This window comes from Hamadaea tsunoensis DSM 44101 (assembly GCF_000428945.1).
Classification (GTDB): domain Bacteria; phylum Actinomycetota; class Actinomycetes; order Mycobacteriales; family Micromonosporaceae; genus Hamadaea; species Hamadaea tsunoensis.
This window is the reverse complement of record NZ_AUAX01000001.1, coordinates 473633-488392: the sequence shown is the minus strand read 5'-3', so window position 1 is coordinate 488392 and position 14760 is coordinate 473633. Positions and strand designations below refer to the sequence as shown.

The 14760-nt window shown below is 70.1% G+C and carries 12 protein-coding genes; 7 read left to right on the top strand and 5 right to left on the bottom strand.

Annotated features, from left to right (window positions below; translation table 11 throughout):
* Positions 1–293: 293 nt before the first annotated feature.
* From G401_RS0102185 to G401_RS42865, 3 genes are all read left to right on the top strand, one after another.
* The gene (locus tag G401_RS0102185) at positions 294–1304 is read left to right on the top strand and encodes a permease (protein WP_051366015.1); all 1011 of its coding nucleotides are present in this window, start codon (positions 294–296) and stop codon (positions 1302–1304) included.
* On the top strand, positions 1301–2041 hold the full coding sequence (locus G401_RS0102180) for a TIGR03943 family putative permease subunit (protein ID WP_027341213.1): 741 nt from the start codon (positions 1301–1303) through the stop codon (positions 2039–2041). The genes G401_RS0102185 and G401_RS0102180 overlap by 4 nt, the downstream gene beginning before the upstream one ends.
* Positions 2042–2248: 207 nt before the next feature.
* On the top strand, positions 2249–4189 hold the full coding sequence (locus G401_RS42865) for an acyl-CoA dehydrogenase family protein (protein WP_051366014.1): 1941 nt from the start codon (positions 2249–2251) through the stop codon (positions 4187–4189).
* A 21-nt stretch (positions 4190–4210) separates the two neighbouring features.
* Here G401_RS42865 and G401_RS0102170 read toward each other — a convergent pair whose 3' ends face one another.
* Genes G401_RS0102170 through G401_RS0102150 form a run of 5 tightly spaced genes read right to left on the bottom strand, consistent with a single transcriptional unit; the run spans position 4211 to position 7806 of the window.
* A complete protein-coding gene (locus tag G401_RS0102170; protein WP_034590412.1) occupies positions 4211–4828 on the bottom strand; it encodes a hypothetical protein in 618 nt (205 codons plus the stop codon).
* A gap of 17 nt (positions 4829–4845) precedes the next feature.
* Positions 4846–5271, bottom strand: coding sequence for a Fur family transcriptional regulator (locus G401_RS0102165; RefSeq protein WP_027341211.1), 426 nt, complete (start codon positions 5269–5271; stop codon positions 4846–4848).
* Positions 5268–6146, bottom strand: coding sequence for a metal ABC transporter permease (locus G401_RS0102160; protein ID WP_027341210.1), 879 nt, complete (start codon positions 6144–6146; stop codon positions 5268–5270). The genes G401_RS0102165 and G401_RS0102160 overlap by 4 nt, the downstream gene beginning before the upstream one ends.
* On the bottom strand, positions 6143–6901 hold the full coding sequence (locus G401_RS0102155; protein WP_027341209.1) for a metal ABC transporter ATP-binding protein: 759 nt from the start codon (positions 6899–6901) through the stop codon (positions 6143–6145). The genes G401_RS0102160 and G401_RS0102155 overlap by 4 nt, the downstream gene beginning before the upstream one ends.
* The gene (locus G401_RS0102150; protein ID WP_027341208.1) at positions 6898–7806 is read right to left on the bottom strand and encodes a metal ABC transporter substrate-binding protein; all 909 of its coding nucleotides are present in this window, start codon (positions 7804–7806) and stop codon (positions 6898–6900) included. The genes G401_RS0102155 and G401_RS0102150 overlap by 4 nt, the downstream gene beginning before the upstream one ends.
* A 128-nt stretch (positions 7807–7934) precedes the next feature.
* Here G401_RS0102150 and G401_RS0102145 point away from each other — a divergent pair, with 128 nt between their 5' ends.
* The 4 genes from G401_RS0102145 to hrpA all read left to right on the top strand — a co-directional run bounded on the left by G401_RS0102145 (position 7935) and on the right by hrpA (position 14631).
* Complete coding sequence (locus G401_RS0102145; protein WP_027341207.1) at positions 7935–8258, top strand: antibiotic biosynthesis monooxygenase family protein; 324 nt, start codon at positions 7935–7937, stop codon at positions 8256–8258.
* A 7-nt stretch (positions 8259–8265) separates the two neighbouring features.
* Positions 8266–8844 (top strand): Rv0361 family membrane protein, encoded by a 579-nt coding sequence (locus tag G401_RS52235; protein ID WP_051366013.1) that lies wholly within the window; start codon positions 8266–8268, stop codon positions 8842–8844.
* A 122-nt stretch (positions 8845–8966) separates the two neighbouring features.
* Positions 8967–10346: a glycine--tRNA ligase gene (locus G401_RS0102135; protein WP_027341206.1), complete on the top strand. Its 1380-nt coding sequence runs from the start codon at positions 8967–8969 to the stop codon at positions 10344–10346.
* Between the two features lie 187 nt (positions 10347–10533).
* Positions 10534–14631, top strand: coding sequence for an ATP-dependent RNA helicase HrpA (gene hrpA, locus G401_RS42855; protein ID WP_051366012.1), 4098 nt, complete (start codon positions 10534–10536; stop codon positions 14629–14631).
* Positions 14632–14760 lie beyond the last annotated feature (129 nt).

Here is a 14760-nt window from a genome sequence, read left to right as displayed (position 1 = left end):
CCGGTCGGCGGAACCCCTGGCCGGGATCCCGGCGCGAACCAGGAGAAGACGCACGCCCTGCCCGAATCATCCCATAAGGGGTGATACGGCAGGGCGCAACGGTGAGGTGGTGAGACCGACTCCCTACGCTGGCATCGGGCGGCCGTCGGCAACGCCTTGTCCAGATCAGGTTCGAGGGTCTGCGGCCCGGTTGCCCGGCCGCACTCTCAGCGCTGTGCGCTCCCCTGTCGTCTGTGTTCTATTCACTTGTGGCGCGTACCGTAACACTCTTTCGGCCGGTACCGTACGGTTTCGTGACGACAGTCTCGCCGCCGCGTACGCCGCCCGGCACACCGTCCCGACCAGCCGCGACACGCCGCCGGATCGGCTCGGTGGAGATCCTGGCCGGGCTGCTGATCCTGCTGGTCCTGCTGCGCGCGCCCCTCGCCGGGCTGCTGTCCGGCCAGCGGATCGCCACCTGGACGACGGTGTTCGTGTCGGTGATGGTGCAGGCGACGCCCTTCCTCGTCTTCGGTGTCGTGCTCTCGGCCGTGATCGCCGTGTACGTGCCCCGGGGCTTCTGGGCCAAGGCGCTGCCGAGCCATCCCGCGCTCGCCGTACCGGTGGCCAGTTGCGCGGGCGTGATCCTGCCCGGCTGCGAGTGCGGCTCGGTACCGATCGCCGGCTCCCTCATGCGCCGCGGGGTCACCCCGGCGGCCGCGCTCGCGTTCCTGCTGGCCGCCCCGGCGGTGAACCCGATCGTGCTCACCGCGACCGCCGTCGCCTTCCCCGGCCGGCCCGGGATCGTGGTACTGCGCGCGGTCGGCAGCCTGATCATCGCGACGCTCATGGGCTGGCTCTGGCTGCGCCTCGGCAAGGCGGAATGGATCAAGCTGCCGCACCGCCCGGAACTCGACGACCTCGCGCGCGGCCGGGCGTTCTGGGCCTCCTGCCGGCACGACATCATCCACGCGGGCGGCTACCTGGCCCTCGGTGCCGCGGCGGCGGCCACCATCAACGTCTTCGTCCCCGAACGCTGGCTGCTGCTCGTCGCCGCGCACCCGTTCCTGTCGGTCGTCGCGCTCGGGCTGCTCGCCGTACTGCTGTCGATCTGCTCGGAGGCCGACGCGTTCGTGGCCGCCTCGCTGTCCCAGTTCTCGCTGACCGCCCGGCTCGCGTTCCTGCTCGTCGGGCCCATGGTGGACCTCAAACTGATGTCCATGCAGGCCGGTGTCTTCGGCCGCCGGTTCGCGTTCCGGTTCGCCCCGACCACGTTCGTCGCGGCGGTCGCGGTCGGCCTCGGGCTGGGGGCGGTGTTCCTGTGAACAGGCAGGCCCAAGCGGTCATCATGCTGCTGCTCGGCGGGGCGGTTCTGCGTACCAGCCTGACCGATCTCTACCTGCGGTACGTGAAGGCAGGGCTGCGCCCCTTCCTCATCTGCGCGGGCGTCCTGCTCGTCCTCGCCGCGATCATGACACTGTGGTACGAATTCCGGTCCACCGACGAGCGCGAGCACGATCACGGGGGCGATGACGGGCACGACCACGGGGACGGCAAGCCGCACCGGGAGCCGATGATCGGCTGGCTGATCATCGCCCCCGTCCTCGGCCTGCTCCTCGTGGCCCCGCCCGCCATGGGCTCCTACGCCGCCGGCCAGTCCGGCACCGCCCTGTCCACGGCCGACCAGTCGGACTTCCCGCCGCTGCCGGCCGGCGACGTCGTCCCGCTGACGATGCTCGACTACGCGTCCCGGGCGGTCTTCGACAAAGGGCAGTCCCTCGGCGACCGCAAGGTACGCCTCACCGGCTTCCTCACCACGGGAGCGGACGGCCGGCAGATCCTCGCCCGCATGATCCTCTCCTGCTGCGCGGCGGACGCCCGGCCGATCAAGGTCGGCTTCGCCGGCCAGGGCCCGACCGGTCTCGCCGACGACTCCTGGGTGGAGGTCGAGGGCACATACAGCGACCAGCAGGTCAAGGATGGGGTCAACGGCGAGATCATCCCGTTCGTCGAGGTGACGGCCTGGCGCCCGATAGAGCCGCCGAAAGAGCAGTACGAATAGGCCGCCTCGTGATCCGGGCCCAAGATCCCGTTTGGATCAGGGTTTCGCACGTAATCTTGGGCCAAGATTCGGGTGATTTCCCTGATCCAAGCGGGATCTTGAGCCGGGGATCCTGCGTGGGGGATCTTGGTTAAATCGGCCTACCCACGGGTAGCAAACGGGTTTAGCGTGGAGGGTGTTGCCCGCCGAACCCCGGAGGTGCCAGCGATGACCGCGACGACCCAGAGCCGCGAGAACCAGTCGGGCCGCGAGAACCAGTCGGACCGCGAGGCTGCGCAGGCGCGCGAGATCCTCGAATCCGCCCGCGACGCCGAGTGGCGCAAGCCGAGTTTCGGCAAGCAGTTGTTCCTCGGCCGGCTGCGGATGGACCTGATCTCCCCGTGGCCGACCTCCGATCCGGAGAAGACCCGGCGGGCGGAGGAGTTCCTGCCGAAGCTGGCGGCGTTCCTCGCGGAGAAGGTCGACAACGAGCAGATCGAGCGCGAGGCGTTCATTCCGGACGAGGTGTTCACCGGGCTGGCGAAGCTCGGCGCGTTCGGGATGAAGATCGATCCGGAGTACGGCGGCCTGGGACTGTCCAATCTGCACTATTGCAAGGCGCTGATGCTGGCCGGTTCGGCGAATCCGGCCGTCGGGGCGCTGTTGAGCGCGCACCAGTCGATCGGCGTACCGCAGCCGTTGAAGATGTACGGGAGTCCGGAGCAGAAGAAGAAGTTCCTGCCCCGGGTGGCGGGCGGCGAGGTGTCGGCGTTCCTGCTGACCGAGCCCGACGTCGGTTCGGATCCGGCGCGGCTGCGTACCTCGGCGACGCCGGTCGAGGGCGGCTACCGGCTCAACGGCGTGAAACTGTGGGCCACCAACGGAACCGTGGCGACCCTGCTGGTCGTGATGGCGCGGGTGCCCAAGTCCGACGGCCGGAAGGGCGGGATCACGGCCTTCGTGGTCGAGGGCGACGCCGAGGGGGTGACCGTCGAGCGGCGCAACGGTTTCATGGGGCTGCGCGGGCTGGAGAACAGCGTCACCCGCTTCCACGACGTGTTCGTCCCGGCGGAGAACCGGATCGGCGACGAGGGCAAGGGCATGCGGATCGCCCTCGGTACGCTGAACACCGGCCGCCTGTCGCTCCCCGCTTCCTGCGTCGGGGCCATGAAGTACTCGGCCGGGGTCGCGCGGCGCTGGGCGGCGGAACGCGTACAGATGGGGCGGCCGGTCGCGGTCCACGAGGCGATCGCGACGAAGGTGTCCTTCCTCGCGGCGACCGCGTACGGGGTGGAGAGCATGCTCGACCTGTGCTGCATGCTCGCCGACGACGACCGCAACGACATCCGGATCGAGGCGGCGCTCATCAAGCTGTACGCGTCCGAGCTCGGCTGGCGGGCGGTGGACGAACTCGTCCAGATCCGGGGCGGCCGGGGCTACGAGACCGCCGCGTCGCAGGAGGCCCGGGGCGAGCGTGCGATCGGCGCCGAGCAGCTGCTGCGGGACATGCGGATCAACCGGATCTTCGAGGGCTCGACCGAGATCATGCACCTGCTCATCGCCCGGGAGGCCGTCGACCAGCACCTGAGCGTGGCCGGTGACATCATCGACCCGAAGGCCGGCGCCGGGAGGAAGACCAAGGCGGGCGTGAAGGCGGCCGGCTTCTACGCGCGCTGGCTGCCGACGCTCGCGGCGGGCAAGGGAACCGTCGGCGGCTACGGCGCGTACGGGCCGCTCGCGAAGCATCTGCGGTACGCCGAACGCGCGTCCCGCAAGCTCGCCCGCGAGACGTTCCGGGGCATGGCCACGTGGCAGGGCCGGATGGAGTTCCACCAGAACTACCTGGCCCGGATCGTCGACGTCGGCGCGGAGCTGTTCGCGATCGCGGCCACCTGCGTACGCGCGCACGCCTCGGGCCGCCGCGAGGAGCTGGAACTGGCCGACCTGTTCTGCCGGCAGGCCCGCGACCGGGCGGAGACCGTCTTCCGGGCGCTGCACGCCAACACCGACGCGATCGACGTCAAGGCGGCCAAGGCCGTCGTGAGTGGACGGTACGCGTTCCTCGAAGACGGGATCGTCCCGCTGCCGGAGACGGGGGAGTGGGTGGCGAGCTGGTCCGAAGGCCCGTCCACCCAGCACGACGTCCGCCGCCGTATTCCCCGGGACTAGGGTCTGTTTCTCAAACAGACCCTAACCGGTCTTGATCCGCGTACGCAGGCCGAGCCGGCGCAGCTCCAGCTCGGCCAGGCCGTCCATGATGCCCGGATCCCCGGCGCGCCAGCGGGCGGCCGTGTCGTCGGGCATGGTCGCCAGCCGCCGGATCGGCGCGCCCGACAGCGCCCGCAGGGCGAGCAGTTCGACACCGCCGCGCCGGCGCCGGAGCCGGGCCGCGGCACTGGCCTGGCGGATCCAGCGTACGCGGGTGATCAGCCAGAGCAGGCCGACGAAGAAGATGGGCAGCACGGCGATCGCGATGCCGAGGGCCAGCGCGACGTCGTGCACGGCCGCCTGCTGGCTGCGGCCCGCGTCGGTGATGGCGTTGGCCGCGTCGGCCGCTTTGCCGAACGGTACGCCGAGCTTGTCGCCGACCAGCGGGATGTCGTCCGCCTTGTGCTGGGCGTCGGTGAAGTTGCCGGCGAGCCCGGCGCCGGCGGATTCGAGCTTCTGGCCCGGCACCGCCAGCTTCATGATGAGGACGTAGAGGGTGCGCCCGAGCCAGATCCAGAACACGATCCAGGCGACCACGAAGACGTCGGCCAGGAACTGCCGGCCGAACCGGAACGGTCTTTCCGCGTAGAGCTTCGGCATGCGTCCATATTGCCCAATCAGGGGGTGGACGAAGCCTCCGCCGCGCATCGCGAACAGGTACCGAAAAGCTCCAGGGTGTGGCTCACGTCGGAGTAGCCGTGCCGAGCCGCGATCTTCGACGTCCACGTCTCCACGGCCGGGCCCTCGACCTCGACCGTCGCCCCGCACACCCGGCACACCAGGTGGTGGTGATGGGTGTCGCTGCACCGGCGGTAGAGGTGCTCGCCACCGGGCGGCCGCATGACGTCGATCTCCTCGGCGTCGGCCAGTGCCTGCAGCGTGCGGTAGACCGTGGTCAGGCCGATCGCGTCGCCCTTGTCGCGCAGCATCGCGTGCAGTTCCTGGGCGCTGTGGAAACCGGGGGTCTCGGCGAGCAGGGCGGCGACGGCGGTGCGCTGCCGGGTCGTGCGCGCGGGCGCGGTCTTCCGGCCATCCACGGTCATGACCGTCCCTCCTGACTGAGCAGCACGTCCGGTGGATCGCAGTGCGCGGGCTCACCGGGCATCCTACGGCGGCGCCAGGCCCGCCGACCAGCCGCGCCGATCGCGACCACCAGGAACAGCGCTATCGCGAAGAGCACCACCGTGGCACCGGGCGCGGTGTCCGACGGCCCCGAGATCACGATCCCGGCGACCCCGCTGGCCAGGCCCAGCACCATCGACAGCGCCATCGTGCTGCCGAAGCCGCGGGTCACCAGCTGCGCGGTCGCCACCGGCACGACCATGAGCGCGCTCACGAGCAGCAGGCCGATCGAGCGCATCGCCGTCGTCACCGTCACCGCCGTCGTGATCGCGATGACCACGTTGAGCGTACGCACGGGCAGGCCGGCGACCTTCGCGTACTCCTCGTCCTGGCAGACGGCGAACAGCCAGGGGCGCAGGCCGAGGCAGACCGCGAGGATGGCCGCGCCGAGCACGACGATGGTGGCCATGTCCGCGTCGGAGATCGTCAGCGGCGACCCGAACAGGAACGAGTTCAGGTTCACGCTCGTCCGCGACAGCGCGACCAGGAACACGCCGCCGGAGATGCCGCCGTAGAACAGGATCGCCAGGGCGATGTCGCCGGAGGTGCGGCTGCGCTCGCGGATGATCTCGACGGCCACGGCACCGAGGGCGGCCACCAGCGTCGCGAGGAGCACCGGCGACTTGTTCATGAGTACGCCGATCCCGACACCGGTCAGCGCCACGTGCCCGATGCCGTCGCCGATCAGCGACAGTCGCCGCTGCACGAGGTAGATGCCGAGGGCCGGGGCGGTCAGTCCGGTGATCGCGGTGCCCAGCAAGGCGTACTGCATGAACTGGTACGCGAAGATGCTCATGGCCGCTCCCAGAGGCCCGGCGCGGTGCCCGGCGCGTGCGGGTGGACATGGTCGTGGTCCGGGTCGGCGTGGTGGCCGGCGGGCGGCGGCACGGGCCCGGTGTGGGCGACGACGCCGTCGTGGATGACGACCGCGTTGGTGATCAGGGACGCGAGCGGGCCGAGTTCGTGGGCGACGAGCGCGACCGAGCCGCCGCCGTGGACGAAGTCGCCGAGCGCCTTGGCGAAGGTCTCCTGGCTCGCGGCGTCGACGCCCGCGGTGGGCTCGTCGAGGATGAGCAGCTCCGGTTCGCCGGCCAGCGCGCGGGCGATGAGCGTCCGCTGCTGCTGCCCGCCCGACAGTGTGGAGACGGGGTCCTTGGTGCGGTCGGCCAGGCCGACGGCGTCGATGGCGGCCCGGACGGCCTCCCGGTCCCGGCGGGTGGCCGGTTTCCAGCCCCGGCGCCCGAGCCGGCCGGCCGCGACGACCTCCCCGACCGTCGCCGGTACGCCGCCCCCGGCCCCCAGGCGCTGCGGCACGTAGCCGAGCCGGGGCCACTGGCGGAAGCGCCGCAGCGGGGTGCCGAACAGTTCGATCTCGCCACCGGACAGCGGGACGAGCCCGAGCGCGGCCCTGATGAGCGTCGACTTCCCGGAACCGTTGGCGCCGAGGATCGCGACGACGTCTCCCGTGTGGACGGTCAGGTCGACCCCGCGCAGGACCGGGCGCTCGCCGTAGGCGACCACACCGTGGCGTACCCGGAGAACAGTTGTCACGAACACCCCAAGGCCGTACGCAATGTGCTCAGATTGTCGCCCATGATGCTCAGGTAGTCGCCGCCCGCCCCCGGTGCGAGGCCCTCGATCGGGTCGAGCACCTCGGCCTTGATCCCGACCTCGCGGGCGATGGTCTCGGCGACCTTCGGGCTCACCAGCGTCTCGTAGAAGATCGTGGTGGCGCCGGATTCCCTGGCCTGCTGGGCGACCTGGGCCAGCTGCTTCGGGGTGGGCTCGATCTCGGGGTCGAGTCCGGACAGCGCCACCTGTTGCAGCCCGTACCGCTGGGCCAGGTACGCGAACGCCGCGTGGCTGGTGAAGATCTGCTTGCGGGCACAGGTCTGGAGACCGGCCGCGTACTCCATGTCGAGCTCGCCGAGGTCGGCCTCCAGCTTGGCGGCGTTCGCCGTGAAGGTGGACGCGTGCCCGGAATCGGCGGCGCCGAGCTTCGCGGCGACCGCGGCCGTGATCGTGGACAGCCGGGTCGGGTCGAGCCACACGTGCGGGTCCCGGCCGTGCAGGCCGGGTGCCTCGGACGCCGCCTCGCCGGTCGCGGTGAGCATCGGGACGAGCTCCGAGACGTCGATCACGGTGCCCTTCGCCTGCTCGGCGACGGCCTTGTCGACGTCCGGCTGCAGGCCCTTGAGGTAGACGACGACCTGGGCCTCGGCGATCTGGGCGACCTGCCGGGGGGTCAGCTCCAGATCGTGCGGTTCGGCGCCCGGCGCGGTCAGGTTCGTGACGCTGACCGCGTCGCCGCCGACGCGTTCGGATACGAACTGCAGCGGATAGAAGGCGGCCACGACGGTGAGCCGGCCGCCGGCGTCCGGCAGTGCCGTCTTGCCGCAGGCGGCCAGCACCAGGGCCGAGGCCAGGAGGACGGTTCCGAGGAGGGAGCGTCGCATGCCACCACTCTCCCCTAAATGAGAATGATTGTCAAAAGCGTTTTCATCTTCGCCCGGACCGCGATGCCTCGCGAGGCGGCTTCCGGCCAGGGCTACTCTGTGACTTCAACCGCGGGAGGGCGTTCAGGATGCTGGTCTTCAACAGGTTCGTCGTCGCCGACGAGGAGGCGTTCGTGCCCCGCGCGCACGCGGCGCTGGGTGCGCTGGCCGAGGCCCCCGGCTACCTGCGGGGCGAGCTGACCCGGTCGCTCGACGAGCCGCAGAGCTGGTGCCTGGTCACCGAATGGGAGCACGTGGGCGCGTACCGGCGGGCGCTGTCCCGGTTCGATGTCAAGATCACGGCCACCCCGCTGCTGGCCGAATCGCTGTTCGAGCCGACGGCGTACGAGACGCTCGCGACGGCCGCCCCGGGCGCACAGGTGGAAGTGCGATCCAGCGACCGCGCCGTATGATCGCCAGGTGACCCAGCCCACGCCCGATCCGGCGCACCCGGCCGGCTGGCCCGCCACCGTGCCGCCCCCTCCGCCGTCGGGCCCGGTGGGCCACCCGCCGGTGGCGGCTCCGCCGCTGGAGCGCATCCCGCCGGGTCCAGGCGTACGCCCGCCGTTCGTCGCGGCCCCCACCGAGGGCGGCAACCAGCGCGTCTGGTGGGCGGTCGGCACCGCGGTCCTCGCCGTCCTGCTGGTCTGCGGCGGCGGCGTCGCGGTCTTCACCGGCATGATCGTCACCGGCGTACGCGCGGTCAACGACCAGGCCCACAAGGTGGTCGGGGACTATCTGACCGCCCTGGAGCACGAGCGTTACAACGACGCGTACGCGCTGCTGTGCGACCGGATGCGCCAGCGCTACGACCTCAACGACTTCAAGGACGCCGAGCAGGACACCGCCGGCAGCACCGGATACACCCTGGGCAAGTTCGACGTGGCGACCCTGGAGATGCCGGTCGAGCTCAAGTTCGGTACGCGTACCCAGAACGTGACGTATCAGCTGGCCCAGGACGCGTCGACCGGTCATCTGGAGATCTGCGGCACCGCCTGAGGGCGAGCCGGGACGGCTTCGGTAGCGTTAACCAGGTGCAGGCCCCGGCCCGGGGTCCTATCTTTGCTGACTAAATACCGCCGACAGCCAGCCGGCGGCGGCCTCCACGGAAGGAGCCCATCATGCCCGCGGATCGTATCGATGCGGTCGTCAATCTCGCCAAGAAGCGAGGCTTCGTCTTCCCGTCCAGCGAGATCTACGGCGGCACGCGTTCCGCCTGGGACTACGGCCCGCTCGGCATCGAGCTGAAGGAGAACGTCCGCCGCCAGTGGTGGCGGGCGATGGTGCAGACCCGCGACGACATCGTCGGCCTGGACTCGGCCATCATCCTCGCCCGCCAGGTGTGGGAGGCCTCCGGCCACGTCCGCGAGTTCACCGACCCGCTGACCGAGTGCACCCAGTGCCACAAGCGGTTCCGGGCCGACCACCTCGAAGAGGCGTTCCTGGCCAAGAAGCCGGACGCGGTCTTCGACCTGAAGCAGCTCAACTGCCCGAACTGCGGCAACAAGGGCACGTTCACCGAGCCGCGCAACTTCAACGGCATGATGAAGACCTACCTCGGCGCGGTCGAGAGCGAGGACGGCCTGCACTACCTGCGGCCCGAGACCGCCCAGGGCATCTTCGTGAACTACAACAACGTGGCGACCGCGTCGCGCAAGAAGCCGCCGTTCGGCATCGCCCAGGTCGGCAAGAGCTTCCGCAACGAGATCACGCCCGGCAACTTCATCTTCCGTACGCGTGAGTTCGAGCAGATGGAGATGGAGTTCTTCGTCGAGCCCGGCACCGACGAGAAGTGGCACGAGTACTGGCTCGAACAGCGCTGGAACTGGTACATCGATCTCGGCATCAAGCCGGAGAACCTGCGCTACTACGAGCACCCGAAGGAGAAGCTGTCGCACTACGCGAAGCGTACGGTCGACATCGAGTACCGCTTCCAGTTCGGCGGCACCGACTTCTCCGAGCTGGAGGGCGTGGCGAACCGTACCGACTTCGACCTGTCGACGCACTCGCGTGAGTCCGGTGTGGACCTGTCCTACTTCGACCAGGAGACCAACGAGCGCTGGTTCCCCTACGTCATCGAGCCGGCGGCCGGTCTGACCCGGGCGGTGCTGGCGTTCCTGCTCGACGCGTACGACGAGGACGAGGCGCCCAACACCAAGGGCGGCGTGGACAAGCGGATCGTCATGCGCTTCGACAAGCGGCTCGCGCCGGTGAAGGTGGCCGTGCTGCCCCTGTCGCGCAACGAGAAGCTGTCGCCGAAGGCGCGGGAGCTGGCGGCCGCGCTCCGGCAGCGCTGGAGCGTGGACTTCGACGACGCCCAGGCGATCGGCCGCCGCTACCGCCGCCAGGATGAGATCGGTACGCCCTACTGCGTCACGGTCGACTTCGACACCCTCGAAGACGACGCGGTGACGGTACGCGACCGCGACACGATGGAGCAGGAGCGGGTCCCGCTGGCGGAGATTGAGGCCTACCTGGCCGACCGCCTGCCCCGCTGCTGACCCGCCGTCTTCCTTCCGACGATCTTGCGCGAATGTACCGGCATTCCGGGCATTCTCCGCGATATTTGAGACATTCGCGCAAGATCGTCGCAAGGGGTGCGGGGGCGCTGCGGGGGCGGGGCAGGGGCGGGGCGGGTGGGAAACCCGGTGGGACCGGGACGGCGCAGCCGATAGTGTTGTCGGCGAGATGAGCACTCCCGAGCAGAGCCCGCCCGAGCGCGCCGGCGGTCCGCAGCAGCGCGCAGGCGGACGTCCGGGCGCGCGCCGCCGCCGTCCCGCCTCCCGTCGGCCGGGTCCTCAGCCGGCCGCATCCGCCGCGGAGAACGCGACCGGCGAAGCGGCGGCCGCACCCGTCGCGGAGAGCACCTCCCGCGCGGACAAGCCCACCGGTGACCAGGCGCCCGCGACCGAGCGTGGGCCGAACCGCACCCGCCCCCAGCGTGACGGGCGCGGCTCCCGGGACGGCCGGAACCAGCGCCCGGAGCGGAAGCAGAACACCGGCCGTGAGCGGCGCAGGCGTACGCCCGAGCAGCTGGAGGCCCGCCGCGCCCGGGTGCCGAAGATCACCTATCCCGAGGAGCTCCCGGTCAGCCAGCGCCGGGACGAGATCCTCGCGGCCATCCGGGACAACCAGGTCGTGATCCTGGCCGGCGAGACCGGTTCGGGCAAGACGACGCAGATCCCGAAGATCTGTCTCGAACTCGGCCGCGGCATCGACGGCATGATCGGGCACACCCAGCCCCGGCGGCTGGCCGCGCGTACGGTGGCGGACCGGATCGCGGAGGAGCTGGGGACCGAGCTGGGCGACCTGGTCGGCTACCAGATCCGCTTCGGCGGCAGTGTCAGCGAACAGAACCTGGTCAAGCTCATGACCGACGGCATCCTGCTCGCCGAGCTGGCCCATGACCGGCTGCTGAGCGCGTACGACACCCTGATCATCGACGAGGCGCACGAGCGCAGCCTCAACATCGACTTCATCCTGGGCTACATCAAGCAGCTGCTGCCCAAGCGGCCCGACCTCAAGGTGATCATCACCTCGGCGACCATCGAGACCGAGCGGTTCGCCCAGCACTTCGCGGACGCCGACGGCAAGCCCGCGCCGGTCGTCGAGGTCTCCGGGCGTACGTATCCGGTCGAGGTCCGCTACCGGCCGCTCGTCCTGGTGAACGAGGCCGAGGAGGAAGAGGACGAGTCCGAGGACGTACGCGACCAGGTCGGCGCGATCTGCGACGCGGTCGACGAACTGGCGGCCGAGGGCCCCGGCGACATTCTCGTGTTCCTGTCCGGCGAGCGGGAGATCAAGGACACGGCCGACGCGCTGAACCGGCGCAATCTGCGGTTCACCGAGGTCGTCCCGCTGTACGCGCGGCTGTCCACGGCCGAGCAGCACAAGGTGTTCGCCCCGCATACCGGGCGGCGGATCGTGCTCGCCACGAACGTCGCCGAGACCTCGCTGACCGTCCCCGGCATCAAGTACGTCATCGACCCCGGTACCGCCCGCGTCTCCCGCTACAGCCAGCGGTTGAAGGTGCAGCGGCTGCCGATCGAGCCCGTCTCCCAGGCGAGCGCGAACCAGCGCAAGGGCCGCTGCGGGCGGTTGAGCGACGGCATCTGCATCCGGTTGTACTCCGAGGAGGACTTCGAGTCCCGGCCGGAGTTCACCGATCCGGAGATCCTGCGGACCAACCTCGCCTCGGTCATCCTGCAGATGATCGCGCTGCGCCTCGGCGAGGTCGCCGACTTCCCGTTCCTCGACCCGCCGGACAAGCGCAACGTCAAGGACGGCTACGACCTCCTGCACGAACTCGGCGCGCTCGACGCCGACGCCCGGCTGACGCAGACCGGCCGCCGGCTCGCGCAGCTGCCCGTCGATCCGCGGCTCGGCCGGATGATCCTCGAAGGCGAGCAGAACCTGTGCCTGCGCGAGGTCCTCGTCATCGCCGCCGCACTGTCCATTCAGGATCCCCGGGAGCGCCCGCAGGACAAGCAGCAGCAGGCCGCCCAGTCCCACGCCCGGTTCGCGGACAAGGAATCGGACTTCCTCGCGTACATCAATCTCTGGGACTACCTGCACGAGAAGCAGGAGGAGCTGTCCGGCAACCAGTTCCGCCGGCTGTGCAAGGCCGAATACCTGCACTACCTTCGCGTACGCGAATGGCAGGATCTTTTCAGCCAGCTGCGGCGCGCGGCGAGCGACAGCCAGGCGGTGCGCGCGGCCAAGGATCCGGACAAGGTTCCCAACGGCCAGGCCATCCACGTCTCGCTGCTCGCCGGCCTGTTGAGCCACATCGGCCTCTACGAGCAGGAGAAGCGGGAGTACGCGGGCGCGCGCGGGGCGAAGTTCGCGATCTTCCCCGGTTCCGTGCTGTTCCGGCGCAATCCGCGCTTCGTGATGGCCGCCGAGCTGGTGGAGACCTCGCGGCTGTGGGCCCGGATCGTGGCGAAGGTCGAGCCGGAGGCGGTCGAGAAGCTCGCCGGCCACCTGGTGAAACGCTCGTACAGTGAGCCGCACTGGTCGCGGAAGGCCGGCGCTGTCCTCGCCTACGAGCGCGTGACCCTGTACGGCGTGCCGCTGATCGTGCAGCGCAGCGTCAACTTCGGCAACATCGACCCGGGCCTGAGCCGGGAGCTGTTCATCCGGCACGCGCTCGTCGAGGGCGACTGGGAGACGCGCCACCACTTCTTCGCCAAGAACCGCGAGCTGCTCGGCGAGGTCGAGAAGCTCGAACACCGCGCCCGCCGCCGGGACATCCTCGTCGACGACCAGACGCTGTTCGACTTCTACGACGCGCGCGTACCGCGGGACGTCGTGTCGGGCCGGCACTTCGACGCGTGGTGGAAGACCGAGCGGCACCAGCAGCCCGACCTGCTCACGTTCGACCTGGCGATGCTCACCAACACCGGCACGGGCGGCGTCAGCGAGGCCGACTACCCCGACGTGTGGCGCAGCGGCGGGCACGAGTTCCCGCTGACCTACCAGTTCGAGCCGGGCACCGAGGCCGACGGCGTCACCGTGCACATCCCGGTCGCCGCGCTGGCCGCCCTGACGACCGAGGGCTTCGACTGGCAGATCCCCGGACTGCGCGAGGAACTGGTGACGTCCCTGCTGCGCAGCCTGCCGAAGGTGCTGCGCCGGCACTTCGTCCCCGCCCCCGACCACGCGAAGTACGCGCTCACCCAGATCACCCCGTACGAGGGCACGCTGCTGGAGGGGCTGGGCCGGCACCTGCACCGGCTGGCGGCCGTCGAAATCCCTTACGACGCTTGGGATCTGGCCAAGCTGCCGGACTACCTGCGGATGACGTACCGGGTCGAGGACGAGGACGGCAAGGTGCTCGCCGAGGGCAAGGACCTGGCCGCGATCCAGGCCAAGCTGCGCCCCAAGACCCGCGAGGTCTTCCAGACCACCGTGTCCGATGTGGAGCGGTCCGGCCTGACCGGATTCCCGGACGAGGAGATCCCGCGCAACGTCGAGCGCAAGCGGATGGGGTACACCGTCAAGGCGTACCCGGCCCTGCACGACGAGGGCGACTCCGTCGGCGTACGCCTCTACGAGAGCGAAGCCGAACAGCAGAAGGCGATGTGGCGGGGCACCCGCCGGCTGCTCATGCTCAACCTGCCCTTCTCGCCCGTACGCTTCCTGTCCAGCCGCCTCGACAACGCGGCCAAACTGGCGCTCGGCAAGGGCCCGCACGGCAGCATCGCCGCCCTGCTCGACGACTGTGTCGCGTGCGCGGTCGACCGGCTGATCGCCGAGAACGGCGGCCCGGCCTGGACCCCCGACGCCTTCACCGCCCTCCGCGAAAAGGTACGCGAGAACCTGTTCGACGCCTTCGAACAGGTGGTGTCCAAGGTCCAGCTGATCCTCACCGCCTCCTTCGAGGTGGAGCGACGGCTGAAGGGCGTGTCGAACATCGCGTACGTGTTCGCGGTCAACGACCTGCGCCGGCAGCTGTCCGGGCTGATCCACGCCGGGTTCGTCGCGGAGACGGGCTGGTGGCTGCTGCCGCACGTGCAGCGCTACCTGCAGGCGATGCAGATCCGGCTGGAGAAGCTGGCCGCGAACGTGACCCGGGACCGTGAGTACACCCAGCGGATCGAGGAGATCCGGGCGGAGTACAACGAACGCGTCGCCGAACTGCCACCGGCGCGCCGGGCGGCGGACGCGGTCACGCAGATCCCCTGGATGATCGAAGAGCTGCGGGTGAGCTACTTCGCGCAGACGATGGGGACGGCGTACCCGGTGTCGGACGTCCGCATCTACCGCGCCATCGACCTCCTGTGACGCCCCTTTCGGCGGCGTCACTCCTCGACGATCTTGCGCGAATGTTCGGACGTTTCGGGCATTCGCCGCGAAATTCGGGACATTCGCGCAAGATCGTCGGAGGCCGGGTGAGGCGCAGGGTAAAGGGGT

What these genes read in the sequence shown, in the direction of transcription:
- G401_RS0102165 (WP_027341211.1), bottom strand. Translation starts at nt 5,271, where the DNA reads ATGACCGTGGATGGCCGGAAGACCGCGCCCGCGCGCACGACCCGGCAG.
- G401_RS0102160 (WP_027341210.1), bottom strand. Translation starts at nt 6,146, where the DNA reads ATGAGCATCTTCGCGTACCAGTTCATGCAGTACGCCTTGCTGGGCACC.
- G401_RS42865 (WP_051366014.1), top strand. Translation starts at nt 2,249, where the DNA reads ATGACCGCGACGACCCAGAGCCGCGAGAACCAGTCGGGCCGCGAGAAC.
- hrpA (WP_051366012.1), top strand. Translation starts at nt 10,534, where the DNA reads ATGAGCACTCCCGAGCAGAGCCCGCCCGAGCGCGCCGGCGGTCCGCAG.
- G401_RS0102135 (WP_027341206.1), top strand. Translation starts at nt 8,967, where the DNA reads ATGCCCGCGGATCGTATCGATGCGGTCGTCAATCTCGCCAAGAAGCGA.
- G401_RS0102145 (WP_027341207.1), top strand. Translation starts at nt 7,935, where the DNA reads ATGCTGGTCTTCAACAGGTTCGTCGTCGCCGACGAGGAGGCGTTCGTG.
- G401_RS0102150 (WP_027341208.1), bottom strand. Translation starts at nt 7,806, where the DNA reads ATGCGACGCTCCCTCCTCGGAACCGTCCTCCTGGCCTCGGCCCTGGTG.
- G401_RS0102170 (WP_034590412.1), bottom strand. Translation starts at nt 4,828, where the DNA reads ATGCCGAAGCTCTACGCGGAAAGACCGTTCCGGTTCGGCCGGCAGTTC.